Raw genomic sequence first — 25376 nt, 5'->3', positions numbered from 1 at the left:
TTTGTATCTGATGGCTTATACCTTAAACTGCAGGTATTTAATAGTGATTCCTTCGGACAGGTAGCGCTTCTCGTAGGTGGTGTAGATACCCATCGTGTGATCTTGCAGATCAGACTGGTAAAGGTCGTGCGTAAAGAGCAGGTCTTTCGGGTTACGCTCTTGAAGCACTTCCAAGGTATAGTCAAATAGCATCTGGTTGTCAGTCTTGAGGTGCAGAATCCCGCCCGGCTTTAGAATTTTTGCATACAGGTCCAGGAAACGCGGCGATGTGAGGCGACGCTTGATGTCACGGTCCTTTGGTCGAGGATCCGGGAAAGTAACCCAAATCTCGTCAACTTCCCCTTCAGCAAAGTTATCTTCCAGATTCTCAATGAAAGTGCGCAGAAAAGCCACATTGTGCAGGTCTTCCTCTTCCGCCAGAGAGCTTCCTTTCCAGATGCGTGCTCCTTTGATATCGAGTCCCAGAAAGTTTTTGTCCGGAAAAAGCCGCGCCATACCTACCGTATATTCCCCGCGGCCACAACCGATCTCCAGGATCAAAGGCTTCTCATTCTCAAAAAACTCATCACGCCATCTGCCTTTCAACTGACCATAAAGCTCTCCTTCTGGTTCTATTACATTCTCACGCTCCGCTATAGCGGCAAACTTTGCTAATTTACTTCTTCCCATTTTTATAGTTCGTCAATCTCTGCGACCACAAAGGTACTACCTCCAATAAAAATTACCTCATCCGGCTTTGCATTTCCCCTGGCAGCAGCGATGGCTTCGCTTACAGTTAGATAGGAATCCCCTTTCAACCCGACCAGTTTTGCTTTTTCCTGGAGCTCTTCCACAGGCAAAGCGCGTGGTATCTGCGCCTGACAGAAGTAATAGGTATAACGCTTTGGCAGTAGCTGCAGAATAGTCGTAATATCCTTGTCATTCACGGCGCCAAAAACAAAGTGTACTTGCTTGGGTGCTAGGGCAGTTAACTGAGTAAGTATTTGTTTAACACCATCAACATTATGACCTGTATCACAAATTGTTAAAGGTTGATTACCCAATACCTGCCAACGTCCTTTCAGACCTGTAACCGTTTTGGTTTGAGCTATACCTTGGCGGATGGCTTCTTCTGAGATAGTAAAGCCCTGCCCACGAAGTAATAACAGAGATTTGAGTACACCGGGCAGATTAAACTGCTGGTATACCCCGGCCAGATCAGACTGCAATGACTGCAGCCAAGGCTTGCCATCCAGGTATACATTGTATACCTGCCCCTCAAGATGCTGGTCCAGCACCTGTACGGTTATGCTGTCGGTAGCAAAATAAAGCGGTGAATGCTCAGCAGCAGCCTTTTGCTCAAACACGTGTGTGATCTCTGACTGCTTGGTACTGACTAAAGCAGGTATATGGGGTTTAATAATCCCGGCCTTCTCTCCTGCTATCTCTACCAAGGTATCGCCCAGCAAAGCCTGGTGGTCAAAACCAATGTTGGTGATCAGCGACAGTTCCGGGGTAATGATATTGGTAGAATCGAGCCTTCCGCCCAGCCCCACCTCGATCACAGCGACATCCACCTGCTTGTCAGCAAAATACTGGAAAGCCAGCGCCACCGTCATTTCAAAAAAGGATGGCTTTACCTGTTCGAACAGCTCCTTATGCCGCTCTACAAAAGAAATCAGGTAATCCTGTGGCAGCTCTGCTCCGTTCACACGCACCCTTTCAGTAAATGACTTGAGGTGTGGTGAGGTATAGAGGCCGGTTTTATAGCCTGCGCTCTGCAGTACGGCAGCCAGCATGTGTGAACTGCTGCCTTTGCCGTTTGTACCAGCCACATGCACGGTCTTGAACTTATGCTGTGGCTGCCCAAGTGCGTCGCAAAGAGCTATTATGTTGTCGAGGCTCTTCTTAAAAGCAGCATTGCCGATGTGTTGATACATCGGCAATTGCTGGTATAGGTAATCAAGACACTCTTGATAAGTCATGAAATCAATAGAAATTAGCGTGATCTGATCACAAAAGTAACGGTACCCGTAGCGCCTGTAGTGCTTCTGCCTCCACCGGTGCGGCTAAAGGTTGTTTTCTGAAGCTGCTCGCGGTACCACTTCTCTACATGCGGCGACACGGTGCTTTCCAAGCGGTCAATGCCGATTAGGTTGCCGTCAGCGTCGATACGGATGCGGAACTTCACAAAACCTGTTTCATTCTCGTAAGGGTCACGCTTTGGAGAGATGTCGTAGCGCCAGCCGGCCATATCCAGACCGTCACCGCCGCCGCCACCGCCCGGCGTACCTTCATAGTTCTTGGCAGTCATCTGACCGCGTGGGTCACCTTTATCCCCTACTTTATTGGCGTCATCACCATTGTTGTTGCCAGTAGCCTCGTTTGATGTGCCAGCTTTACCAGTACCCGTGCTTTCAGTAGGCTTGCCAGGGTACAGCGTACGTGGCTTCTCAGGTTCAGGCTTCTTCACCTCTTCCTTCGGCTGCTCTACCGGCTTCTTTACCTCTTCTACTTTAGGCGTAGGCTTAGGCTGCGGCTTTACTTCCTCTTTAACCGACACTGGCGACTCCACAGGGGTTGTTACCACCTTTGGCGTTTCTACTGGAGTAGGCGGTGTTGGAGTAGCAGCTGCAACAGGCTTAGGTTCAGGAAGCGGATCCGGCTGCGTGGGTGCTGGCTTGCTGTCCTGCACGTTCTTCGACTCGTTCGGAGTAGCCTTCGACTGCACGTCGCCGCTGCCCATGGCGTCAGTGCCATAGTTTATCTCAATGCCAATCTCCTCGTCCGGGTTGCCAGGGGCACCATTCCAGGCCAGCAGGAAAAAGAGCAGCAATAGAATGATGATGTGCAGGGTGATACTGATCCCTGCAGCAATCTTCTTATTCTTTTCCTCTTCCTGTGATAATGCTATCTCCATGTGTAATTCAATGCTACTTTGTAGGCTCAGTGGCCAAAGTTACTTTCGCTTTCAGGCTGGCAGCTATACCTGCCACCTTAGCCAGATACTCCACCGGCACGGTCTTGTCTACGTTCAACACCACCACACCTTCTTCTGTTCCCTGCAAAAGTGCTGCCAACTGTGACTCCAGCTGCGACTCGTCAATTTGCTTACCGTTCAGAAAATACTGTATGTCTTTCGTAATCGTGATATTTACCTTTTCCATCACGATGTTAGACACCTTGCTGGAAGGTAAGCTAACCGGTAAACCGGTTGGCGTCACAAAGTTCGAGGTAAGCATGAAGAAAATAAGCAACAGGAAGATGATGTCCGTCATAGAGGACATGTTGAAATCGGGGTTGATCCTGTTTTTAGAGCGTAAATTCATGCTTAAAGTTGTGGTTCTTGTAACAGATCAATGAATTCAATAGAAGAGTACTCCATGGCATGCACGATGTTATCGATCTTAGACACCAGGTAATTGTACCCTACGTAAGCTGGCAGACCGATCATCAGACCTGTAGCTGTTGTTACCATCGCCTGATAGATACCAGCTGACAGCAACTGCGGGCTCACAGAACCTTCAGCTTGGGCAATCGCGATGAAGGCTTGGATCATACCTGTTACCGTACCCAGGAAGCCCAGCATCGGAGCAGCACCGGCAATAGTTGCCAAGGCAGCCAGGTTACGCTCCAAACGGCTGATCTCGATTTTACCAACGTTCTCGATTGAAGTTTCAATGTTTTTGAGTGGGTTACCGATACGGCTAACACCCTTGCCCAGCATGCGGGATACTGGCGTGTTGGTCTGTGCGCACAGCATACGGGCACCATTGATGTCACCGGCTAATACCATGCTCTTGATGCGATCACTGAAACCATCCGGGTTTTTGGCAGCCTTCTTAAGCGTCAGGTAGCGCTCAAAGAAGATGTAAACGGCAGCCAGCGACAAAAGCAGCAGTGGGATCATGGCCCAACCACCCGCCATCGCCAAGTCCAGTAAGGATACCGAGCTTTCCGCTGTTTCTGCTCCATCAGCCAACATAGAAGTCGTGTCAGCAGGAGTTGTCGTAATTTGTAAGAAGAGAGATGTCATGTTAATTATTAAAAACCCAAATATTTTCTCCGAATGTTTGTCTGTAAGTGTCCATGGCAGCCTGTGCCTCCTCTGCAGATGCAAAGTCAGCAACAGATACTTTAAAGAGCCTGCTGCCTTTGCCAGGCTCCAAAACTTTGGCCTCGTGGCCAAACTCCGCAATTTCCTGACGGCTAAACTCCGCATTCAGCATGCGGGCATATCCGCCCGTGATAATATAAAAGCGTCCGTCCTTACTGCTCACCGTAGTGCTGGCCACAGCTGGTGCAGCTACTTCCGCAACAGACTCGTCTTTCTCATTAACGAATTCATCTGTAGCATATTGGGTATCGGAGCTAGTAGTACTGCTAGAAGCATCACCCCAGGCGTCAGCTTCACTTTCCATACCTGCATCTGTTGCATCAAATCCAGCGATTCCGACATTTTGTCCTAAGGCGGCTTTGTTCTGAACAGGAACTGTAGTTGCTGTCTGCTCAGCCGCCGCCTGCTTATCGCCACTAATCAGCGATATCGGGTTCAGGCTGCTGAGGTTATAGTCCGTTTGCAGGGAGAGCATGTAAAGTGTTGCGCCGACCAAACCAGTTAAGGCCAGTCCTGCAGCTACGTGGTAGGCGCGCTTCAGACGGGCTTTGAAAGGCTTTCTGGCAGGTACAGCCTCTGCTGCCTGACGCTCCTTGATCAGGGTGCGCAGGACTGCCGGTTCTTCATGACGAATCGGTCTGGCAACTATCTCAGGCAGGCCAAAGCTTGCCTCCAACAAGTTATCGCCTTCAGTATAGTCAAACACCAACTTTCGTTCGTGGTTGTACTTGAACACGCCGATATCAGTCAGCTCAAACCGCTGCTCATTATCCAGCCTATTGCGAACTTCATGCACAAAAGCCATCACCTGTTGTCTGGCCTCTTCTTTTGTGATGTTGTTGGCATAGGCGATGGTACTGATCAGCAGTCCATCGTTTAGCACGAGTTTCTCGTTGAAAGCGATTTTTTTGGACGGTGGCACCAGCGAATGCTTTACCGGGTTGATCCGGGCAGGCACATAGCGTGTGATCAACCCGCCAAAATCAGGGATGATCACGCAGTCGTGATTGTAGAGCAGGTGCTTGATGTGCTTTTCTACCATAGGCACTTAGAATGAATAAGAGACGCCTCCTATCAGGTTTATACTTTTGTTCGGGTAATTTACAAACCTTTCGTACTTCTGCGCAAACAAATTATTTACCATCAGAAAAGTCGTGAATCTGTTGGAGAATCTATAATCCGCCTTCAGGTTCAGGTCCACGATCGTATCTGTCTCCCGCAGCACAAATGTGCCGTCAGGACGGGTAATGCGCCCGAAAGAACTCCCAATATAGTAAAGTTCTGAATTAAAGAGAATCTTATCATAGAAGTTGTAGGTGGCAAAAACACTCGCCATCAACTCCGGACGGTGAAACGGCTGCTCTAAGGTAGCTGTGCTATATTTGTTATAATCAGCCTTTAACCCGATGCGCAGTTCGTCTGAATAATTAAAAGTGGCTTCTCCATAAATATTCAAAACATTTGTCACGCCGTCATCATACACCAGGTCAAACTTAGTTGAGTCAAGTGCCGAGTTGTTGTAGAAGTACATGTTGCGGAAGTTCTGGTAGGCCACTCGCCCTGTCAGGTGCACAAAGTTTGCAATGTTGGCCTGCATACCGCCGTATACCTCTAGTCCTTTGTTCTGATCAGCTACTCGTATATTAGGCGCCAGGAATGGATTCTCCTGTGTCAGCTGATATAAAGTAACTCTTTGCAAATCGCCCCCTATACCTGCATAGATCAACAAGTTATCCTTAATAGGCTCAACTCCTACACGTACCGTTGGGTATACATTAAACTTGCGTGCATCATTTACGGTGTCGCCCGTGTAAGCCACGTTGGCTCCAATCGATAGACGGATCGCATTCAGCTGACGCTCGTACTGCGGATGCAGTTTAAACATAGTACGGCCTACAGAAGCAGAGTCTTTATGCGACACCACTGACAGGTCTGCATCAACTTTGAAAGCTGACACATCATCCAGGCCATACTCGGTGTTCAACTTTGCTGCAATGTTTGTCTCCCGCATGTCGTAGCGGTCGTTCAGGTAGTTCACGTTCAAACCGGCTTTGAACAGAAGTGGCATACCAGCACCGTGATTATGCATATAGCCTTCGGCATTCACGCGGTTGAATACCTGGCTGATGGTATCGCGGTCCACGGTCGTTTCCTGCACCGGGCTGTATCCATAGAAATGATACTTGTCGCGTCCGTAACCCAGCTTGCCGCCTAAAGTGAGGCCTTGCAGGTAACTCTCGCCGTTCAGGTTGATCGCCGAATTGGTTACGGCAGAATTTCGGCCGTCCACCGGACCTCTGGCAGAAGTGATATGGCTGACATCCGCTCCATAGGAGGCCACATTGCTGCGCTTGTTGTGGAAGTAGCCTTTCAGGTAAAGTGTACCGTAGTTGCCTATACCTGCCTTTACATAATTGCCGTACAGTTTGGTCAGTTCGTCCTGCTTGATGGTAAGTACACGCACTTGCAGGTCTACATCCTGGTCCTCCAGGCGGTAATCGTTGAATCGGTAGCGCACATTTCGTTCGCCCGGCTCTGGCTGCACCACCGCAAATTTTTGGTAGTTGCGTGAAGCTCTCGGCAACTCGATCTTACGATCCTTTTCTACCACTACTTCCGCATCCTGTAGTTTGGCACCTTCGCCCCAGCCTGTTGTCTGTGCCTGAGCACTGTTCAGAAAGCTGTATCCAGCACACAGCACAATAGCTGCTAAGGAAGCTTTTTTCAATCTATTCTTCATGTTGATGTTTCTCTTCAGCTTGATCTGATGCATTATCTTTTTCTTCTCTTCACTGTGTCAGCTGGGGCCGTACTCGGTGAACCACCCAACTTAGCCAGCTTTTGCTTCGCTTCTGCTACAATCTCCGGAACTGGCGAGTGCTCAATAATGGAGTTCAGTGTTGAAGTGGCCTGGAAAGTTTCGTTTTGCGCCACATAGTTGTCAGCGATGATCAGGAAGGATTTGCCCAGCCAGAAATCGTAGCTGGAGAACTTCGTGTTGAAGTCAAAGGCCACATCGATCGACTCGGCAAACTTCTTCTGCTTGTATAGAATCTCGGCAACCAGGTAATGTGCCTCCGCTCCGTTTTCATCGGTTGCAGAAGAGGCTGCTTCACGCAGCTCTTTCAGGGCCTGCTCCAGATTACCTTCAGCATAGGTGGCTTTGCCTTTGTACAGCTGAGCTGTGTTGAAGACATAAAGCGCGGAATTACCCTGGCTGATCAGTTCGTTTGCAATTCGCTTCGATGCCGCATAGTCTTTCGACAGGAAGTGGCTCTTCATCAGACCAGTCAAGGCAGTTTGCTGCTCACGACGGTTAATGGCCGTGTCGCGCAGACGGCTGTAGTACTTGATCGCTTCCGCGTAGTTCTTATTCTCAAACTCCGCATCAGCCACTTTCTGGATGGCACGGTTCACATACTCGCTCTTGTTTTCTTCTACAACGGCTTTCATGCGCTGCAAGCCCTGTTCCGTCTGGTTGGTGCGCAAATACGAATCAGCCAGGAAGTAACGGGCATCACTTACAAACGGACTGCTTGGATACGTCTTCAGATAACTCTCCAGTTTAGTCAGAGCCTGATCGTATTTCTCGTTGAAATAAAGCGTTTTAGATGCTTCGAATTCAATGCTTTCCAGAGCGTTACTTTCCGGGTTAGCTGTTCTGAATTTCTCCGCGTAGGTGTCAAATTCACTGCTGCGGTTCTGTGTAGCCAGTACCTCCTGCAGACTGTAAAGTGATCCACTCGCAGAACGTGAGTTCGGGAACTCGTCGAGTACGCGCTTGTAGTCAGCGGCAGCTTCAGCGTTTTTGCCCAGGTTAGCATAAGCTATACCTCTTTTCTCGAGTGCATTCGGCACCAGGCGGCTTTGAGGTTTTCCCTGAATAAGCGCCGTAAAACCTGATACAGCTGATTCGTAATTGCCTGACTCGAACTCAATGATAGCACGTTGATAAATAGCAGGTTCTACGTAACGCGATTTCTGGTACTGGCTGTACACGGTTTGAAGATTCTGCTTCGCGGCTTCTTTATTGCCCATCAGACTCAGCACGATACCTTTCTGGAAGTATACATAGTCTTTGTCATTGGAATTAGAAGCCAGTACTTTGTCATAAAGTGCCAGAGCAGGTGCATACTGCTTGTTCACGTAGTGCAGGTCCGCTAGTCGCATCATGGCATCGTAGTGATTCGGGTCGCTTGGGCTGGTGCCGTCCACATAAGCCTTGAAGTGCGGCATCGCCTTGTCGTACTCCTTGTTGTTATAGTAAGCATAGCCTATACCATATCGCGACTTCATGTAGTACTCCGACTTACGGGCCTCACTGTTACGGAACACAGCTGCGTAGCTGTTGATGGCATCCACGTAACGCTGTCCCATAGAGTAAGCTTCACCTTTCACAAAGTGGCTGGCTGCTGTGATTTCTTTGTCGTAAGGGTATTGCAGGGATTTGTCCAGCAGGGAAACTGCCGTCGGGAACTTGCCTTCGTTGAAAAGGTTTACACCATACAAGTGCGTAACGCGCTGGTAGGTTTCCAGCATCTTATAGCTCTTGTTCGGCATGCTCTCGATGTGACGAATAGCCTCCGAATAGTTATTAGAGTTGAAGTAAGCCTCTGTCAGCAGGTTGTCGACATCGGCGGCATGTGCTGATTTAGGAAATTCCTGGTTGAAGTTCTGCAGCGAGTTGAATACGTCGCGGAAGTTACCAAGCTCATAGCTTACCTGTGCAAACTTAACGGTTGCCGCTTCTGTGATTGTTTTGTCCTGGTCATTTTTGCGGGCCTGATCAAAAGCAGTAAGGGCATACTGCTTATTATCCTCGCGCAGGTAACTCATACCCAGGTAATAAGCGGCATTCTGACCGAGGGCGTCTTTCTTACTGGCTACTTCTTTAAAATTGGCAATCGCATTTTTATAGTTACCGTTCTTGTAGTCGGTATAGGCAATCTTATACTGAATTACCGGATCCAGCTTGCGCTTCCCCTGTGCATATTGGCTGAAGTACTGCTCTGCAGTCTTGTACTCAGCACGCTGGTAATAGGCGTCGCCCACCAACAGGGCAATTTCGTCGGCCTGCTGTACCTTAGGGGTTTTAGCAAGTGCTGCCTCCCCGTATCGGATCACTTCGAAGATATCGTTTTCCTTATACAGGATCTCGGTGATCATGTAAGGCACGATCTGGGCGTAGGCTTCGTTTTTCTCGGCGATCAACAGATCCGCTTTCGCTGCATCATAATCACCTTCGCGGTAAGCTATATAGCCCGCGTAGTAGTTCGATGCATAGGCAAACCGGTGTTCGTCTTCTCTAAAGCCTGTCGTCTTGTTCTTGTCAAACCAGATCTTGGCGTTTTTGAAATCCTTGTTGGCGAAATAAGAATAGCCGAGTTTAAACTCCAGTTCTTTGTTTTGCTTGATACTAAGAAGATGCGTCGGCGCACTCTCGAGCTTCTCTACCGCCTTCTTGTAATCCTTGTTCTCGAAGTAGTACAGACCCAACTCGTAATATGCCAGGGCCGTTTTCGGGTGGGTCGGGAATTTGCGGGTGAAGTTGAGGATCAGCTGCTCGGCGTCCGGGTGCAACAGGTATAGCCCGCTCAATGCATAGTAATACTGTGCGTCCGCCGTCTTGGCATCGTCACCGATCAGGTTGATGTACTTGCGGAAGGCCTCCTGTGCCGCTCCGTACTTGGCTCGGTCAAACAACTCCACGCCTTCATGGTAGTGCTTGTCTTTTGCGGTGAACACCTGTGTGTGCTGAGCCACCGTTATATGGCTTCCTCCAGCCAAAACCGATGCCAGCGCTACTTTATAGGCTATCTTCATATGTATCTTACTGCTCGTTTGAGCTATTCTTATGACTTATATCTTAGAAAACAGGTATATGCACCAGACGGCGCCATGCCTTACAGGCAAATTCAAAGTTAGTTAAAATTCGATAACCGCACGAACCAAAGGCGATAAACATCCTGCCGAAAAGGCCTGACGCACGCCCCACACCTTTATACAATGCAGCAGCAATAGCAAATATTGTGCTGATCGTGCAAAATTGTACTTATTGATAGGCCAAAGCTCGCGGAACAGGATGCAATATCTTGAATACCAGCTCCTTTAAAATTTCAGATTCGCTCATATCACCACCGCTTATGCCTTTCACCTGCAGATCGGCCACCCGGATATGGTGAATGATATCAACGACACGCACCAGTGGGAACACCCGAAGCGCCTGCATGTACTCCTTCACCAGGAAGCCCCGGTTGCCCAGGCTCTTTCTCACACCGGATTCTGACTTGTCAGCTGACTGGTGCAAGGTCAAAAGCTTGGTGAAAAACGTAAAGAGCAGGCTCAGGTTAGGTATAAGCGGATTGTTTTTAGGATTGGCCTCAAAATACTGGATGATCCGGTTGGCCTTGAGCGCATCCTGGGCTATCAAGGCTGACTGTAGCTCGAAAATATTGTATTCCTTGCTGATGCCCACGTTCTCCTGCACTACCCGCTCGTCTATCGCCTGTCCGGGCTTCAGGTTAATCAGCAGCTTATCGATCTCGTTTGCTTGCCGCGATAGGTCAGCCCCGATAAACTCACTTAGCAGCAGCACCGCTTTGGGGCTGATCTGCACACCTTTGCTCTTCACATAGCCCGTGATCCAGGCAGGTATCTGGTTATCATACAGCTTTTTGGTAGTCAGTAGCACGGCATGCTTCTGCACAGCTTTGCCCAGTGCCTTGCGCCCATCAAGGGTTTTGTGCTTGTGACAAAATACCATTATGGTAGAAGGCAACGGGTTTTGCAGGTATGCCTCCAATTGCTTCATGCCTTCTTCTCGCTCCAGGTCCACAATGCTCTGCGCCTCCTTCACGATCACCACCTGGCGCTCCGCCATCATCGGGAAACGTTTGGCTTGCAGCAACACTGTGGCCACATCTACATCCTTACCGTATATCACAACCTGGTTGAAACCCTTTTCGTGCTCCTGCAGGGCGTGTGCCTCTATAAAATCGGCAATCTGGTCAATGTAAAAAGGCTCCTCCCCCTGCAGAAAATACACAGGGGCGAACTGCCTCTTCTTTAATTGTTCCATGATGCCCTCTGGGGTATACGACATGCTATTTGAAAGGTATAGATTGGTGATCGATCAGGTATACAGACATCAAATATACTGGTATCTGCACTGCAAATGAAAGGCTGGAGGGCCAAAAAAAGAATAAAATCCAATATATTCTGACTGTCCTGAATATTGTCTAATTTTATACAGTGAACACGTATCTGCTCTTTGTCGACACCGAAACCTCGGGTTTGCCCAAGGACTGGAGCATGCCTTATTCTGCCCGCGACAACTGGCCCCATATCGTACAGGTCGCCTGGGAAGTCTATACCCGACAAGGCGAGTTCATAAAGTCTGAAAACTTTTATATAAAGCCATCAGACTACGAAATGAATGCTGTTTCGGAACGCATACATGGAATCAGCATGGACTTTCTGGAAAAGAATGGAACAGGTCGCCACGAAGCCTTACACCTTTTGCAGCATGACCTGGTTCAGTATCAGCCACTGGTTGTGGGACACTTCATGCAGCTTGACTACAAAATGCTGGGCTTGGGCTTCTATAGAGCGGGTCTTGACAATCCATTGGAGCATTTGCCTGCTTTCTGTACGATGCTCGCCACCAATCACTTTGTACGGGAAGCAAGGCACCGGCATATGCGTCTGGGAGAGCTGTACATGCGCCTGTTCGGCGACCCCCTGCAAAACGAACATGATGCACGCAACGATGCCCATGCCACGGCACGCTGTTTCTTTGAGCTGTGGCGCAGAGGCGACATTGACGAACAATCTGTGAAACTACAGCAGGAACCTCCTCCTCCACAGCCGCTTCGACGAAAGCCCCGCAGTCACCAGCGCAGATTGATGTACTTCGTCGGATTTCTGCTATTGATCATCCTCTTATACCTAATCGCCCTACTGCTAACATGAATGCTAAATATGAATTTCTAAAAACCGTCAGGCCTTTTGATGTGCTGCCTGATGAAGTGTTGCATGGGGTAGCAGAGCTGCTTCAGCAGGTGCAGCATCCAAAAGAAAGCATCCTATACCTGCAAGATGAGTCTAAGTTACGCGGGGTGGATCTGATCGTGCGGGGCGCTTATGAAGTATTTTTTTACGACAGCGAACAAAACAAGCGGCTGGTAACAAACTACATTAGTGGCACTTGCTACGGGGGAGCCTCACTCCTACTCAACCGGCGCCGATCGTTCCGAACTGTTATTTCGCGCAAAGGCACTGTGGTCTATACCTTACACCGCAAGGAGTTTTTAGCGCTTTGTCAGGCATATGAAGCTTTCTTTCATTACTTCACGGCCGAATACGGTCGCCGGATGCTGGACGAGGAGTACGCCCATTTTATAAGGCCATCGCGCATTCAGCCCGAAAACAACATAGCCGTCGACCAACTTTACTCCCGCAAGCTCGAAACCATAGAGCCGCGCACCATAGCAGCCTGCCCCGGTAGTACCTCTATTGCCGAAGCCGCTCAACTGATGATCAGCCAAAAAGTGAGTTGCCTCTTTGTACAGGACGAGCACAGCCAGATCAAGGGCTATGTAACGGACCTCACGCTGCGCAACAACGTGGTGGCCAGGCAGGTGCCCTATACCCAGCCAGTGTATGATATTATGGATCAGCCTATTATCTCTATTGGATCTCAGGCTTATATTTATGAAGCGGTTCTGCTGATGTTTCAGACCCGAGCCCGCTACCTACTGATCACAGACGGCGCTGGCTATATTGGTTTTATCAGTCGAAACAAGTTACTGAGCAGTCTGGCGCAGTCTCCCTTCATGTTCATACAGTCAGTGAAACTTGCCCGTAGCGTACCCGAGCTGAAACAGCGCTGGCAGAAAGTGCCGGAGCAGGTATACCAGTTGCTTAACAGGGGCGTCAAGTCCGAGATCGTGAACCAGGTCATTACAACAGTGGCTGATACGATTGCCATTAATGTGATTGAGGGCGTCATCGAAGAAATGGGGCCACCTCCCGCCAAATTTGTGTTCATGGTGCTGGGCAGCGAGGGACGAAAAGAGCAAACCTTACGCACCGACCAGGACAATGCCATCATTTACGAAGACAAGGCTAATGAGCAACGGGAGATGGTGCGGGAGTATTTTCTAGCCTTCGCCTCTACTGTATCCGAGCGCCTTGATCATATTGGCTTCAGTTTCTGTGAAGGCGGCTTTATGGCCAAAAACTCAAAGTGGACACACTCCCTCTCCCACTGGAAGCGTAATTACAGCAACTGGCTGCAGGAATCTGACCCGGAGGCGGTGCTTAAAGTAGCCACCTTCTTTGATTGTCGCTTCCTGTATGGGGAACAAAGCATTATGGGTGACCTCAAAGGCTTTCTGCATGAAGAGTTGGAGCGCCCCAGGTATAAGTTTTTGCATCACATGGCGCAGAACGCCCTGCAATATGAGCCGCCACTTACCTTCTTCAACAACATCAAAACGTTCAGCAAGGGAAGCCAGCAAGTGTTTAACCTGAAAAAAACCATGACACCAATTGTAGATCTTGTCAGGGCCTATGCGCTGCGTAACCGTATATTCCTGACCAATACGGGGGAAAGAATGGAAGCCCTTGCCAACGTGGGTATCTTCACTGAAAAGGAGCGCCAGGAATTACTGCAAGCTTATTATTACCTGATGGGGATGCGCCTGAAGAAACAGGCTATCCAGATCATCGATGACCGTAAAGAACCCGACAACTTGCTTGACCCCAGGACACTGACTAAAATTGAACAGGTAACGCTGAAAGAAATCTTCAAGGTTATCAGCGACTTCCAGACCAAAATACGGGTCAGCTTCATGGAAACACTTTACTAAAATAAGTTAGACTCTAAGAAAGAAAATATGCGAAACAGCCTGTGGATAGGTATAGCGCTAGTGTTCATACTCTGGATAGGAAGTACGCTGAGGGCCAACAGCCAGAACAGCAATGCCGTGTTTGTAGATAAACAAGGTGTACTGCGCTGGCAGAAAGACAAGACCGAAGCCAATTTTTTTGGAGTCAATTATACAGTACCTTTCGCCTATGGCTACCGTTCACACGAAGCTTTAGGTATAGACATTGAAAAAGCTATAGACCAGGATGTTTACCATATGGCTAGACTTGGTTTTAATGCTTTTCGGGTGCATGTCTGGGACACTGAGATCAGTGACTCGCTGGGCAACTTATTGGAGAACGAACACCTGCGCTTGTTTGACTACCTGATCTACAAACTGAAAGAGCGGAATATCAAAATTCTAATCACTCCCATCGCCTTTTGGGGACCTGGCTACCCGGAACCGGATTATAAAACCGGTGGCTTTTCGAGCATTTACAACAAGCAGCAGGCCGTAACGGAAGAGGCTGCTTTCCAGGCGCAGGAGTGCTACCTGACGCAATTTTTTAAACATGTCAACTCGTATACTAAGGTTTCTTACCAGAATGACCCGGATGTAATTGCAGCTGAGGTAAACAACGAGCCACACCACACAGGGCCTAAAGCACGCGCTACCGAATATGTCAACCGCATGGTGAAGTCCATCAGGAGCACAGGCTGGACCAAGCCGATCTTTTACAACATCAGCGAATCGCCGCGCTATGCCGATGCGGTTGCCAACGCGAATATCGACGGGGTTAGCTTCCAATGGTACCCGACCGGACTGGTTGCAAATCGTACACTTCAGGGCAATTACCTGCCTCACGTGAACAAGTATAGCATCCCTTTCGACACCATACCTGCCTTTGCAGGCAAAGCACGCATGGTGTATGAGTTCGATGCGGGTGATATCGCCTCTCCCACTATGTATCCCGCTATGGCCCGAAGTTTCCGGGAAGCGGGTTTTCAGTGGGCTACGCAATTTGCTTACGATCCTATGGCGACAGCCTATGCCAACACCGAATACCAGACCCATTACGTTAACCTTGCCCATACACCCGAGAAAGCCATTAGCCTGCTGATCGCATCCAAAGCATTTCAGAAACTCTCCCGCCTGAAAAACTATGGCACTTACCCAACCGATAGTGTATTTGATGTATTTCGTGTGAGCCACCGGCAGCAGTTGAGCGAAATGAACACCCCTCAGGAGTTTTATTACGCTAACACAACCAGCACCAGACCTACGAACTTAAGCAAACTCGAGCGTCTGGCCGGTGTAGGCAACTCACCAGTTGTGCGTTATGCCGGTCGCGGTGCATACTTTCTTGACAAACTCGAAAACGGGGTGTGGCGCCTTGAAGTAATGCCGGATGCTATACCTGTCAGCGATCCCTTTGCGAAAGCCTCACCCCAGCAAGAGGTCGTGCGCATACAATGGCGTGCCCATACCATACAGGTTAGACTTCCTGAATTGGGTGATGCCTTTACAGTTGAAGCATTGAACGAGGGTAACAGGTATAGCACGAGAGCCAGCCAAGGAAGTATTACGATTCAACCGGGCACCTACCTGCTCATCAGAAACGGCAAAAGGTATAAACGCAGCCAAAGCAGTCTTCACAACCTGCAGCTCAGTGAATTTGTAGCCCCGCAGCCGCAGTCTGCTGAGCCTACTGTTTATCATCAACCAAAACAGGAAGTAACTGCTAACAAATCCTTATCTATCAGTGCAGTAATAGCAGGTATAGAGCCTAGCGACAAGGTGACACTGCTAATGAACAACTTTTCAGGGGTATGGAAAACGATTGACATGCAAGAGAAAGTGGCTTATACCTGGCAAGCCGAAGTACCTGCCGATATCTTGACGCCAGGTCTGGTACAGTACCGCATTCTGGTACAGAAAGGACAGAACGATTTTACCACCTTCCCCGGCGGACACAAAGGCAACCCCCATGCCTGGGACTATACGCAGCAGGATTATTGGCAAATGAGAGTAGGCGCTGAAAATAGTGCACTCGAGCTGTTTAATGCAGCGCACGACAGAAACCTTACCGTATACCCCAACCTCTGGCGGAGCGAAGAAAGACAGTTGATCACAACCCAAACGCCTGGTCAGATGGCCTTAAAGCTCAGCCGGCCAAATCTTAAAGAAGGTGAACCCATTATCGCATGGCAGCACTTCGTCGGCAGTAAGCTGCAAAACAGACAGACTGAGTTAGCAGATTACAAACGCATCATTGTCAAAGCACGAACAGAGAATAAGGTGCCATTACAAATGAAAGTCACCTTGATTACAAAAGATGCAGCCGCCTATTCCGCTACTGTAGAGCTTAACCAGCAGTTACAGGGGATTGAAATCCCACTTAAGTCGCTCCAGCCGGACAGTTTTATTTTGCTGCCAAGGCCTTACCCTGGCTTTCATCCATTCCGTTCTAAATACGCTTCTGCTGGCCAATTTGATCTGAGTCAGGTTGAGAAAATAGAAGTCTCCATAGGGGAAGGTATAGCGCCTGCAGCTTATGGACAACCCTATACCTTTGAAGTAGCCTCCATTTGGTTAAGCCGTTAAGCCAGGACAGACCACTATTCTGCCAACTCTTTCCTATATTTGCTCTGAACTGATGATTTTTTAGGCTTACATGAATCTGATAGAAGAATTAAGATGGAGAGGCATGCTCCACGATTTCATGCCTGGTACAGAAGAGCAACTTGCTTCTGGTATGACCACGGGTTATATTGGTTTTGACCCGACTGCGTCCTCCCTGCACATCGGCAACCTGGCAACGATCATGCTGCTCGTGCACCTACAGCGTGCCGGTCACAAGCCCGTAGCACTGGTAGGCGGCGCCACCGGTATGATCGGCGACCCATCGGGCAAATCAGCAGAGCGGAACCTGCTGGACGAAAACACCCTATTGGCAAACCAAGCAGGTATACGCAAGCAGCTTGAGAAATTCCTTGACTTCAATTGCGGCGAAAACTCAGCCGAGATCGTGAACAACTACGACTGGTTCAAAGAGTTCAGCTTCCTGGGCTTCCTGCGTGAAGTGGGCAAACACCTTACGGTGAACTACATGATGGCCAAGGACTCGGTGAAGAAGCGCATCAGCGCAGACGAGGATGGCAATCGTGCCGAAGGACTTTCTTTCACTGAGTTCTCATACCAGCTTATTCAGGGCTACGACTTCTATCATCTGTACAAGAACAAGAACGTGCGTCTGCAAATGGGCGCATCAGACCAGTGGGGAAATATCACCACGGGTACTGAGCTGATCCGCCGTATAGACGATGGCAAAGCCTTCGCCCTGGTAGGCAAACTGGTAACCAAATCGGATGGTACTAAATTTGGCAAGTCTGAAGGTGGCAACGTATGGCTCGACCCAGCTTATACCTCACCTTACAAGTTTTACCAGTTCTGGCTCAACCTGTCGGATGAAGAGGCAGAAAAGCTGATCAAGGTATACACCCTATTGCCACAGGATGAGATTGAACGCCTGACAGAAGAGCACAAACAGGCTCCTCACCTGCGTATACTGCAGAAAGCCCTGGCTAAAGATGTTACAATTCGCGTTCATTCCGAAGAAGATTACAAATCAGCAGTAGATGCATCTGAAATTTTATTTGGAAAAGGCGATTTAGAGACGCTAAAAGGCCTAAAAGAGGATGTTTTGCTATCTGTGTTTGAGGGCGTGCCGCAAATAGAAGTAAGCAAAGGCAACTACGAAGAAGCAGCTACGGTAAGCGATTTGCTTTCTGACGTAACTGGAGGGCTTATTTTCGAATCGAAGGGGGAAGCTAAGCGCATGATCAAGAATGGAGGCGTGAGCATCAACCGCCAGAAGGTACAGGGTACGGAAGAGCCGGTCAACTACGAGCTACTGCAGGAGAAATACCTGGTGGTGCAGAAAGGAAAGAAAAATTATTTCCTGGTATCAGTTAATTAACTAATATACAGTTACTTAAAAACAAAAAAGGTGATCTTTTCAGATCACCTTTTTTGTTGCTATTGCTTAAAGAGTTACTTATTTAGTCTCTGTAGCGCTGTTTTTCATGTCCTGAACTTCCTTACGGATGTCCTGAGCCATGTTTTTCAGGTCCTGCATGCCTTTACGTACGCGAGTACCGGCAGCTGCATTGTTCTTGTCGTAGAATTTCTCGAAGTCAGCTTCAAGAGACATTACTAGGTCCTTGAGTTTGCCAAAGTTGTTGTTCATTTGAGGTGTTTATTATAGTGAAACATTTGTTTTTACTGCTCCAATATACACATTAAATGATAACATGCAAAGATTAGCAAACTTTAATATATGCCTTTAGAGCAAATTAAGCGGACACAGAGGCCTTTGAGTATAGACCTTTATCTAGTTTTTGTGCAATCTTTTCGAAAGCGTCGATCGTCTCCTTCACATCGTCGAGCGTGTGCACGGCTGTTGGAATAAGACGTAGCATGATCACATCCTTCGGCACTACTGGATACACCACGATAGAGCAGAAGATGTTGTAGTTCTCACGCAGATCGAGCGTCAGCTGGGTCGCATCCGGAATCTGACCGTTCAGGAATACTGGCGTAACAGGCGACTCAGTTGTACCGATATTGAAGCCTTTTTCGCGCAGACCAGTCTGCAGTGCGTTTACCACCTCCCACAGTTTGTCTTTCAACTCTGGCTGTGTGCGCAGCAACTCCAGACGCTTAATGGCACCAACTGTCAAAGGCATTGGAAGCGACTTGGCAAAAATCTGCGAACGCATGTTATAGCGCAGGTACTCTACCACCTGCTCGTCGGCAGCTACAAAGGCACCAATGCTGGCCATAGACTTGGCAAAAGTAGAAAAGTATACGTCGATACCGTCCTGCACACCCAGGTGCTCACCTGTACCGGCACCGGTCTTACCCATTGTACCGAAACCATGCGCATCGTCAACCAACAGTCTGAACTGGAATTTCTTCTTCAGCTCCACCACTTCTTTCAGTTTGCCCAGGTTACCAGACATACCGAATACACCTTCCGTGATCACCAAAATGGCGCCACCCGTGTTCTCAGCCCAGCGTGTAGCACGCTCCAATTGCTTCTCAAGGCTGGCCATGTCGTTGTGGCCGTATACAAAGCGCTTACCCTGGTGCAGACGCACCCCGTCAATGATACAAGCGTGTGATTCTGCGTCGTACACGATCACATCATGGCGATCTACCAGCGCATCAATGATCGACACAACACCTTGGTAACCGAAGTTCAACAACAGGGCGTCAGGTTTCTGCACAAATTCAGCCAGATCAGACTCCAGCTTTTCATGCATGTTTGAGTTTCCAGACATAATACGGGCACCCATCGGGTAGGCCATACCCCACTCAGCAGCGGCTTCAGCATCAGCTTTACGCACTTCCGGGTGATTAGCCAGACCCAGGTAGTTGTTAAGGCTCCAGGTAAGTACCTCCTTGCCCCTGAACTTCATGCGCGGAGCGATCTCCCCCTCAAGCTTTGGAAACGTGAAATAGCCATGCGCATAATGTGAGTGGCTGCCTAACGGACCTCTGTTGGTCAACAACTTTTCAAATAAATCCACCTTGTGTTTAATTAAGTTTCGGGATAATTTAAGGTTCTTATATAGCTAGTTATACTATATATTCAGTTCTAAGTATAATGCCTGCAAATTTATGATTTTATAGATTCATAAACAATTTCTAATACTCCTACTGCTCCTTTTTCGGGTGCTCATTTTTAAGTTTGCCTGTTATACTGTTTCTTTGAAGAAAATAAAGCTTAGCTCCTGCATGAGAAAAATCAAGAAGATACTGGTAGCAAACCGTGGTGAAATCGCGCTTCGTGTGATGCGCTCCGCCAAAGAAATGGGTATCAGCACAGTAGCCATCTACAGCGAGGCTGACCGTAACGCCCTGCATGTGCGCTACGCTGACGAGGCTGTTTGCGTAGGTGGACCCAAGTCAAATGAATCATACCTGCGGGGTGATGTGATCATTGATGTCTGCAAGCGCCTACAGGTAGATGCGATCCATCCAGGCTATGGCTTCCTTTCTGAGAACGCAAATTTTGCACGTAAAGTGCAGGAGGCGGGTCTGATCTTTATCGGTCCCTCACCTGAAGCCATCGAGCTGATGGGTAGTAAGCTGGCCGCCAAAGCCGCTGTATCCAAGTATAAGATCCCGATGGTGCCTGGCACCGAAGAGGCTATTTCGGATGTGGAAGAAGCCAAGGAAATTGCCTCAAATGTAGGTTTCCCGATCCTGATCAAGGCCAGTGCCGGTGGTGGCGGTAAGGGTATGCGCGTAGTGGAAAGCGTGGATGTATTTGAAGAGCAAATGAAACTGGCTGTGAGCGAAGCAACATCTGCCTTTGGCGACGGCTCTGTCTTCATTGAAAAATATATTGGTTCTCCCCGTCACATCGAAATACAGGTACTGGGCGATACGCATGGCAACATCGTCCATCTTTTTGAGCGAGAGTGTTCTATTCAGCGTCGTCATCAGAAAGTGATCGAGGAAGCCCCTTCTGCTGTCTTAACTCCTGAGCTTCGTGATGAAATGGGCCGATGCGCCGTGGACGTAGCCAAGGCCTGCGACTATGTGGGTGCTGGTACAGTGGAGTTCCTAGTGGATGAGAACCTCAACTTCTACTTCCTGGAAATGAACACCCGTCTGCAGGTAGAACATCCGGTAACAGAGCAGATCACAGGTTTGGACCTGGTGAAAGAGCAGATATTAATTGCAGAAGGCAATCCGCTTAGCTTCCGCCAGGAAGACCTGACCATAAACGGCCATGCACTGGAATTGCGGGTATACGCCGAAGACCCTGCTAATAACTTCCTGCCGGACATCGGACGTTTGGAAACATACGTTCGTCCACAAGGGCTTGGTGTGCGCGTAGATGATGGTTTTGAGCAAGGTATGGACATTCCGATCTACTATGACCCGATGATCGCAAAACTGGTTACCTTCGGAAAAGACCGCCAGGAAGCCATTGAGAAAATGCTGCGCGCCATTGATGAATACAAGATCACAGGTATAGAGACTACCCTTCCTTTCGGCACATTTGTGCTCCAGCACGAAGCTTTTGTTTCAGGTAACTTCGACACCAAATTCATTGAACGCTACTTTAGCCCAAGCGTACTGGAGCCAAAATCAACCGAAGACGCAGATGAAATAGCTGCAGTACTGGCCGCTATGCTGTTAGGAAACAACAAGCCTAAAGTAAGTACGCCGAGCACCGGCACACAAAACGGCACAGTTTCCAACTGGCGCAAAAACAGAGTGAAATAAGGTATAGCCTATTCTAAAATAACAGAAGGGGCCGGTCAAATGACCGGCCCCTTCTGTTTGTATACTCGTCTGGTTATTAAATCAGATCGAAAAGGTTACGTACCCCTACCTGCTTAGCCGAGGTAAAGCCCTCCCCAAAGGTTACCCCAATTGCATGCCCATACTCGCGGGCTCTGGCTTCGATGAAATCCAGAAACTCCGGCGACGAGATGTAGGTATTCGGAGAGTTATCATCAGGATTATAGAACTGTGTTCTGAAGGCCCGGATGGTTTCAATTTTCTTTTCCCAATGAGGCGTCACATCCATCACAAAGTCAGGCTTGATGTAGCGGTCCTGAATGAAGTTGTACATCGCCTTCGGTCTCCAGGCCTGCTGTTCCAGCCCGTCATCACCCAAAGTCTTGATCATCTTCAAACCAGCAAGGAAGCAAGCCTCAGCTACTACAGCCGCTCCGCGACCATGGTCCGGGTGCCTGTCGTGCAGCGCATTCATTAGTACGATATCAGGTTGATACTGGCGCACCTTGCGTACGATCTGCAACTGATGTTCTTTGTCGTTAGCAAAGAAACCATCTGCAAAGCCAAGGTTGTCACGCACTGAAAGCCCCATGATCCTGGCGGCTTCCTCTGCTTCTTCCACTCGCTCAGCAGGTGTGCCTCTCGTTCCGAGTTCACCACGTGTCAGGTCCACTACCCCAGCCTTTTTGCCTGCGGCGATATGGGCTATCAGTGTACCCGCACAGCCAAGCTCTACATCATCCGGGTGTGAGGCAAAGGCAAGTATATCTAACTTCATTTTCAATTAATTCTTATTTGATTCTGAGCGAACGCCCAACCTTCAGGGTGGTACGCGTGCTGATGCCGTTCAGTTTAGTGATCTGGCTCACAGACACACCATAGCGCTTTGCTATACCTGACAGGGTATCTCCGCTTCGCACTTTGTGGTAAGAGGCTTTGCGGGAGCCGCTGCTGCTACTGCCCTTTGCCCTGTTATAATAGTTGAACAAGGCAGAGGTGATAACGAAGCTTTGTCCTTTGAGCAAATAGTCAGGGAAATCATACATCAGCTCCGGATCAAGCGGATTGCCCTGGTAACGTACTTCATAGTGCAGGTGAGGACCTGAACTTCGTCCGGTGCTGCCACCTAAACCAATCACTTCGCCGGCTTTTACAAACTGTCCCGTCTCTGCGATGGTTCTGCTCATATGCCCGTAAAGGGTCTCTAAGCCGTTGTAGTGGCGCAGCACAATGTAGTTACCATAACCTCCGCCATCCCACTTATTGATGCGTACAACCCCGTCAAAAGCAGCATAAATGGAGTCGCCGGTGTTCAGGTCAATGTCAGTACCATAATGCCAGCGATAACCCCTGTGTCCGAAACGGCTTGTAACAGGCGTTTTCTCTAGTGGCATTTTGTAATCGCGGTTAGACCTTGGGTCATACAGGGTAATATCCACTGTGTCCTTGAGCTGACGCCCATCCATCCGGTACGGGTTGATATTCCGCGTATCCCAGATGGCATAGTAACCTGCTATCTTAATCCAGGCCGAGTCGATCAGCACCTCTTCCGATACTTCTACAATGTGCTGCTCTCCTAGATCAAGCTCTGAGGTATCTTCACTAACAATCGAAAGCTCTCTCTTCGGATTAAAAAAGATCGATTTGCCAGCATCCGATTCATCTTCCGGAAACTCCTCGTACTTAATCAAGATAGTGGTGTCAGGCCGAACATAATCTATCTTAGGTGACTTTACCTTAAATAGATCCTTGACCTTACCCTGAGCAAAGGCACTGTCAGTCCCGGCTATAAGACAGAGCAAAAAGAGTGCAATCGTAAGGGGTGCTTTATACTTTAGCATTATATTGGATATTAGGCGGAGCAGTATCAGTAGGGCTAATTCACGCAAAACTAACTAAAGCAACGCCATTTTATTGTGGTCAGTCCTTACCAAACTAAAAAGAATATGCCTGGCAGGCTTGACTTATAGGTGATTTTTAGTGCAAATCCTGAGCAGCCAGATAGCGTTCCGCATCCAGGGCAGCCATACAACCTGATCCAGCCGCTGTCACAGCCTGGCGGTAGGTGAAGTCCTGCACATCGCCGCAGGCAAACACGCCGTCGATGTTGGTTTTGCTTGTCCCCGGAATGGTGCGGATATAGCCGTTCTCGTCCAGGTTCAGGTAATCAGCGAAAATGTCGGAGTTGGGCTTGTGACCGATCGCCACGAAAAAGCCCTTCACGGGAATCTCGCGCAGCTCGTCTGTCAGCACGTTTCGCACGCGCACAGCCTCTACTACCTCCTCGCCCAGGATCTCGTCGGTTACAGAGTTCCAGAGAATCTCGATATTTTTGGTTTTCTTCACCCGCTCCTGCATGATGGTGGAGGCACGCATTTCGTCACGGCGCACGATCATGTATACCTTGTTGCAGATGTTGGAAAGGTAGGTTGCCTCTTCAGCCGCCGTGTCTCCGGCGCCTACAATGGCCACGTCCTGTCCGCGGTAAAAGAAACCGTCGCAAACGGCACAGGCACTCACGCCACTGCCGTTCAGGCGGGCTTCTGACTCCATGCCCAGCCACTTGGCAGACGCACCGGTTGATATGATCACGGTATGCGCCTCAATTACCTTCTGGTCGTCAATGGTCACTTTGTGGGGCTGCGACGAAAAATCCACGGCAGTTGCGATGCCATACCTGACATCGGTGCCGAAACGCTCCGCCTGTCGCTTAAAGTCCTCCATCATCTGAGGGCCGTTGATGCCGTCGGGGTAGCCGGGGTAGTTTTCTACATCATTGGTAATGGTCAGCTGTCCGCCTGGCTGCAATCCCTGATACAATACAGGGTTCAATCCGGCACGGGAAGCATAGATGGCTGCTGTATACCCAGCGGGACCTGAACCGATGATCAGGCATTTTACTTTTTCTATTTCCATGTTTATGTAGCGCTTTATCGAAATTGGTTGCAAGTATACAAAATTTCTCATGCTCTGCCTGCATACTTCCTATGTTAATTAGCCTGAACACGGCAGACAGCGTACCTGCATAGCCTGAAATGCAAAGAGCCCTGACCTTACGGACAGGGCTCTTTGTCATGTTCCTATTGCTTAACCCAGATAAGGCTTCAGTGCCTTGCTCCTAGATGTATGACGCAGTCTGCGAATGGCTTTTTCCTTGATCTGGCGTACACGCTCACGGGTCAGGTTGAACTTCTCCCCGATCTCCTCCAGTGTCAGTGAATGCTCACCGTTCAGGCCGAAGTAAAGCGTAATCACATCGGCCTCACGCTTGGTAAGGGTCGAAAGTGCGCGCTGCACTTCTTTACGAAGCGAGTCGTTCATCAAACCAGTGTCAGGTGACTCTTCGTCTTCATTCTCCAGCACGTCCAGCAGGCGGTTTTCCTCGCCCTGCACGAACGGAGCATCTACAGATACGTGGCGTCCAGAGATCTTAAGCGTATCCACAACCTCAGCGGTTGTCAGCTCCAGCACCTCCGCGATCTCTTCCGGAGAAGGCTCACGCTCAAATTTCTGCTCCAGTTCAGAGAAAGACTTAGAGATCTTGTTAAGAGAACCAACACGGTTCAGCGGCAGACGCACAATACGAGACTGCTCGGCCAATGCCTGCAGAATAGACTGACGGATCCACCAAACTGCATAAGAGATGAATTTGAAACCTCTTGTTTCGTCGAAGCGCTTGGCAGCTTTGATCAGACCCAGGTTACCTTCGTTGATAAGGTCGCCTAGTGAAAGGCCTTGGTTCTGGTACTGCTTGGCAACCGACACAACGAAACGCAAGTTGGCTTTCGTCAATTTCTCAAGTGCAAACTGATCTCCCTCTTTGATTCTCTGAGCAAGCGATACCTCCTCATCTGGTGTAAGCAAATCAACTTTACCAATCTCCTGAAGGTACTTGTCCAGCGACTGGCTTTCGCGGTTGGTGATCTGTTTGCTTATCTTGAGTTGTCTCATCAGAGTATGTTGTTATTACAAAAAATGTGAAAATCTTAATTCCGGGCTCGGAGTGGTAACATCAGAAAATCGCGCAAAGTTCTTACATTTTAAGAATAAAATCAAGAAGCTAGTACGCGACAGCAAAACATAAT

General features: G+C 49.0%; 20 protein-coding genes. 5 read left to right on the top strand and 15 right to left on the bottom strand.

The features are described from left to right. Nucleotides 1-15: 15 nt before the first annotated feature. The 9 genes from trmB to holA form a co-directional block, all read right to left on the bottom strand. Nucleotides 16-669: a tRNA (guanosine(46)-N7)-methyltransferase TrmB gene (gene trmB, locus I0P70_RS03210; protein WP_196114751.1), complete on the bottom strand. Its 654-nt coding sequence runs from the start codon at nt 667-669 to the stop codon at nt 16-18. A gap of 2 nt (nt 670-671) precedes the next feature. Beyond that, nucleotides 672-1964: a folylpolyglutamate synthase/dihydrofolate synthase family protein gene (locus I0P70_RS03205; RefSeq protein ID WP_196114750.1), complete on the bottom strand. Its 1293-nt coding sequence runs from the start codon at nt 1962-1964 to the stop codon at nt 672-674. Between the two features lie 14 nt (nt 1965-1978). Beyond that, nucleotides 1979-2899, bottom strand: a complete 921-nt coding sequence (locus I0P70_RS03200; RefSeq protein WP_196114749.1) for a hypothetical protein — start codon at nt 2897-2899, stop codon at nt 1979-1981. 13 nt (nt 2900-2912) lie between these two features. Beyond that, the gene (locus tag I0P70_RS03195; protein ID WP_007656468.1) at nt 2913-3308 is read right to left on the bottom strand and encodes a biopolymer transporter ExbD; all 396 of its coding nucleotides are present in this window, start codon (nt 3306-3308) and stop codon (nt 2913-2915) included. A 2-nt stretch (nt 3309-3310) separates the two neighbouring features. Then, nucleotides 3311-3964 carry a MotA/TolQ/ExbB proton channel family protein gene (locus I0P70_RS03190; protein ID WP_007656466.1) on the bottom strand — a complete coding sequence of 218 codons (654 nt, stop codon included), beginning with the start codon at nt 3962-3964 and terminating at the stop codon, nt 3311-3313. Nucleotides 3965-4016: 52 nt separating this feature from the next. Next, on the bottom strand, nt 4017-5138 hold the full coding sequence (locus I0P70_RS03185; protein WP_230391962.1) for an HU family DNA-binding protein: 1122 nt from the start codon (nt 5136-5138) through the stop codon (nt 4017-4019). A gap of 6 nt (nt 5139-5144) precedes the next feature. Then, nucleotides 5145-6869: a hypothetical protein gene (locus I0P70_RS03180; protein WP_230391961.1), complete on the bottom strand. Its 1725-nt coding sequence runs from the start codon at nt 6867-6869 to the stop codon at nt 5145-5147. Further along, nucleotides 6869-9919, bottom strand: coding sequence for a tetratricopeptide repeat protein (locus tag I0P70_RS03175; protein WP_196114747.1), 3051 nt, complete (start codon nt 9917-9919; stop codon nt 6869-6871). The genes I0P70_RS03180 and I0P70_RS03175 overlap by 1 nt, the downstream gene beginning before the upstream one ends. A 229-nt stretch (nt 9920-10148) precedes the next feature. Next, nucleotides 10149-11198: a DNA polymerase III subunit delta gene (gene holA, locus I0P70_RS03170; RefSeq protein ID WP_196114746.1), complete on the bottom strand. Its 1050-nt coding sequence runs from the start codon at nt 11196-11198 to the stop codon at nt 10149-10151. A gap of 149 nt (nt 11199-11347) precedes the next feature. On the opposite strand from holA, the gene I0P70_RS03165 reads away from it, so the two are divergent. The 4 genes from I0P70_RS03165 (at nt 11348) to tyrS (ending at nt 17947) form a co-directional block, all read left to right on the top strand. Continuing rightward, nucleotides 11348-12067, top strand: a complete 720-nt coding sequence (locus tag I0P70_RS03165; RefSeq protein ID WP_196114745.1) for a 3'-5' exonuclease — start codon at nt 11348-11350, stop codon at nt 12065-12067. Next, on the top strand, nt 12064-13968 hold the full coding sequence (locus tag I0P70_RS03160) for a DUF294 nucleotidyltransferase-like domain-containing protein (protein ID WP_196114744.1): 1905 nt from the start codon (nt 12064-12066) through the stop codon (nt 13966-13968). The genes I0P70_RS03165 and I0P70_RS03160 overlap by 4 nt, the downstream gene beginning before the upstream one ends. Nucleotides 13969-13995: 27 nt before the next feature. Continuing rightward, nucleotides 13996-16572 carry a cellulase family glycosylhydrolase gene (locus I0P70_RS03155; protein WP_196114743.1) on the top strand — a complete coding sequence of 859 codons (2577 nt, stop codon included), beginning with the start codon at nt 13996-13998 and terminating at the stop codon, nt 16570-16572. Between the two features lie 70 nt (nt 16573-16642). Next, complete coding sequence (gene tyrS, locus I0P70_RS03150) at nt 16643-17947, top strand: tyrosine--tRNA ligase (RefSeq protein ID WP_196114742.1); 1305 nt, start codon at nt 16643-16645, stop codon at nt 17945-17947. 78 nt (nt 17948-18025) lie between these two features. Here the strand turns inward: tyrS and I0P70_RS03145 are convergent, their stop codons facing one another. Both I0P70_RS03145 and I0P70_RS03140 read right to left on the bottom strand, forming a co-directional pair. Continuing rightward, nucleotides 18026-18217, bottom strand: a complete 192-nt coding sequence (locus I0P70_RS03145) for a histone H1 (protein WP_196114741.1) — start codon at nt 18215-18217, stop codon at nt 18026-18028. A 106-nt stretch (nt 18218-18323) separates the two neighbouring features. After that, on the bottom strand, nt 18324-19562 hold the full coding sequence (locus tag I0P70_RS03140; protein WP_196114740.1) for a pyridoxal phosphate-dependent aminotransferase family protein: 1239 nt from the start codon (nt 19560-19562) through the stop codon (nt 18324-18326). A 208-nt stretch (nt 19563-19770) separates the two neighbouring features. On the opposite strand from I0P70_RS03140, the gene accC reads away from it, so the two are divergent. Further along, a complete protein-coding gene (gene accC, locus I0P70_RS03135; protein ID WP_196114739.1) occupies nt 19771-21273 on the top strand; it encodes an acetyl-CoA carboxylase biotin carboxylase subunit in 1503 nt (500 codons plus the stop codon). A gap of 76 nt (nt 21274-21349) precedes the next feature. Here the strand turns inward: accC and bshB1 are convergent, their stop codons facing one another. From bshB1 to I0P70_RS03115, 4 genes are all read right to left on the bottom strand, one after another. After that, the gene (gene bshB1 / locus I0P70_RS03130; RefSeq protein ID WP_196114738.1) at nt 21350-22069 is read right to left on the bottom strand and encodes a bacillithiol biosynthesis deacetylase BshB1; all 720 of its coding nucleotides are present in this window, start codon (nt 22067-22069) and stop codon (nt 21350-21352) included. A gap of 13 nt (nt 22070-22082) precedes the next feature. Then, nucleotides 22083-22982, bottom strand: a complete 900-nt coding sequence (locus I0P70_RS03125; RefSeq protein ID WP_230391960.1) for a M23 family metallopeptidase — start codon at nt 22980-22982, stop codon at nt 22083-22085. 286 nt (nt 22983-23268) lie between these two features. Then, nucleotides 23269-24207, bottom strand: a complete 939-nt coding sequence (trxB, locus tag I0P70_RS03120) for a thioredoxin-disulfide reductase (protein WP_196114736.1) — start codon at nt 24205-24207, stop codon at nt 23269-23271. Between the two features lie 171 nt (nt 24208-24378). Then, on the bottom strand, nt 24379-25242 hold the full coding sequence (locus I0P70_RS03115; protein WP_007656436.1) for an RNA polymerase sigma factor RpoD/SigA: 864 nt from the start codon (nt 25240-25242) through the stop codon (nt 24379-24381). Nucleotides 25243-25376: the final 134 nt, after the last annotated feature.

This window comes from Pontibacter sp. FD36 (assembly GCF_015686655.1).
GTDB lineage: Bacteria > Bacteroidota > Bacteroidia > Cytophagales > Hymenobacteraceae > Pontibacter.
This window is presented reverse-complemented; position numbering and strand designations above follow the sequence as displayed.

Excerpts from the sequence above, each read along its gene's own strand:
- I0P70_RS03200 (WP_196114749.1), bottom strand. The coding sequence starts at position 2,899 with ATGGAGATAGCATTATCACAGGAAGAGGAAAAGAATAAGAAGATTGCT.
- I0P70_RS03195 (WP_007656468.1), bottom strand. The coding sequence starts at position 3,308 with ATGAATTTACGCTCTAAAAACAGGATCAACCCCGATTTCAACATGTCC.
- trmB (WP_196114751.1), bottom strand. The coding sequence starts at position 669 with ATGGGAAGAAGTAAATTAGCAAAGTTTGCCGCTATAGCGGAGCGTGAG.
- I0P70_RS03180 (WP_230391961.1), bottom strand. The coding sequence starts at position 6,869 with ATGCATCAGATCAAGCTGAAGAGAAACATCAACATGAAGAATAGATTG.
- I0P70_RS03185 (WP_230391962.1), bottom strand. The coding sequence starts at position 5,138 with ATGGTAGAAAAGCACATCAAGCACCTGCTCTACAATCACGACTGCGTG.
- I0P70_RS03205 (WP_196114750.1), bottom strand. The coding sequence starts at position 1,964 with ATGACTTATCAAGAGTGTCTTGATTACCTATACCAGCAATTGCCGATG.
- trxB (WP_196114736.1), bottom strand. The coding sequence starts at position 24,207 with ATGGAAATAGAAAAAGTAAAATGCCTGATCATCGGTTCAGGTCCCGCT.
- accC (WP_196114739.1), top strand. The coding sequence starts at position 19,771 with ATGAGAAAAATCAAGAAGATACTGGTAGCAAACCGTGGTGAAATCGCG.
- I0P70_RS03175 (WP_196114747.1), bottom strand. The coding sequence starts at position 9,919 with ATGAAGATAGCCTATAAAGTAGCGCTGGCATCGGTTTTGGCTGGAGGA.
- I0P70_RS03160 (WP_196114744.1), top strand. The coding sequence starts at position 12,064 with ATGAATGCTAAATATGAATTTCTAAAAACCGTCAGGCCTTTTGATGTG.
- I0P70_RS03190 (WP_007656466.1), bottom strand. The coding sequence starts at position 3,964 with ATGTTGGCTGATGGAGCAGAAACAGCGGAAAGCTCGGTATCCTTACTG.
- I0P70_RS03145 (WP_196114741.1), bottom strand. The coding sequence starts at position 18,217 with ATGAACAACAACTTTGGCAAACTCAAGGACCTAGTAATGTCTCTTGAA.
- I0P70_RS03155 (WP_196114743.1), top strand. The coding sequence starts at position 13,996 with ATGCGAAACAGCCTGTGGATAGGTATAGCGCTAGTGTTCATACTCTGG.
- bshB1 (WP_196114738.1), bottom strand. The coding sequence starts at position 22,069 with ATGAAGTTAGATATACTTGCCTTTGCCTCACACCCGGATGATGTAGAG.
- I0P70_RS03115 (WP_007656436.1), bottom strand. The coding sequence starts at position 25,242 with ATGAGACAACTCAAGATAAGCAAACAGATCACCAACCGCGAAAGCCAG.
- holA (WP_196114746.1), bottom strand. The coding sequence starts at position 11,198 with ATGTCGTATACCCCAGAGGGCATCATGGAACAATTAAAGAAGAGGCAG.
- tyrS (WP_196114742.1), top strand. The coding sequence starts at position 16,643 with ATGAATCTGATAGAAGAATTAAGATGGAGAGGCATGCTCCACGATTTC.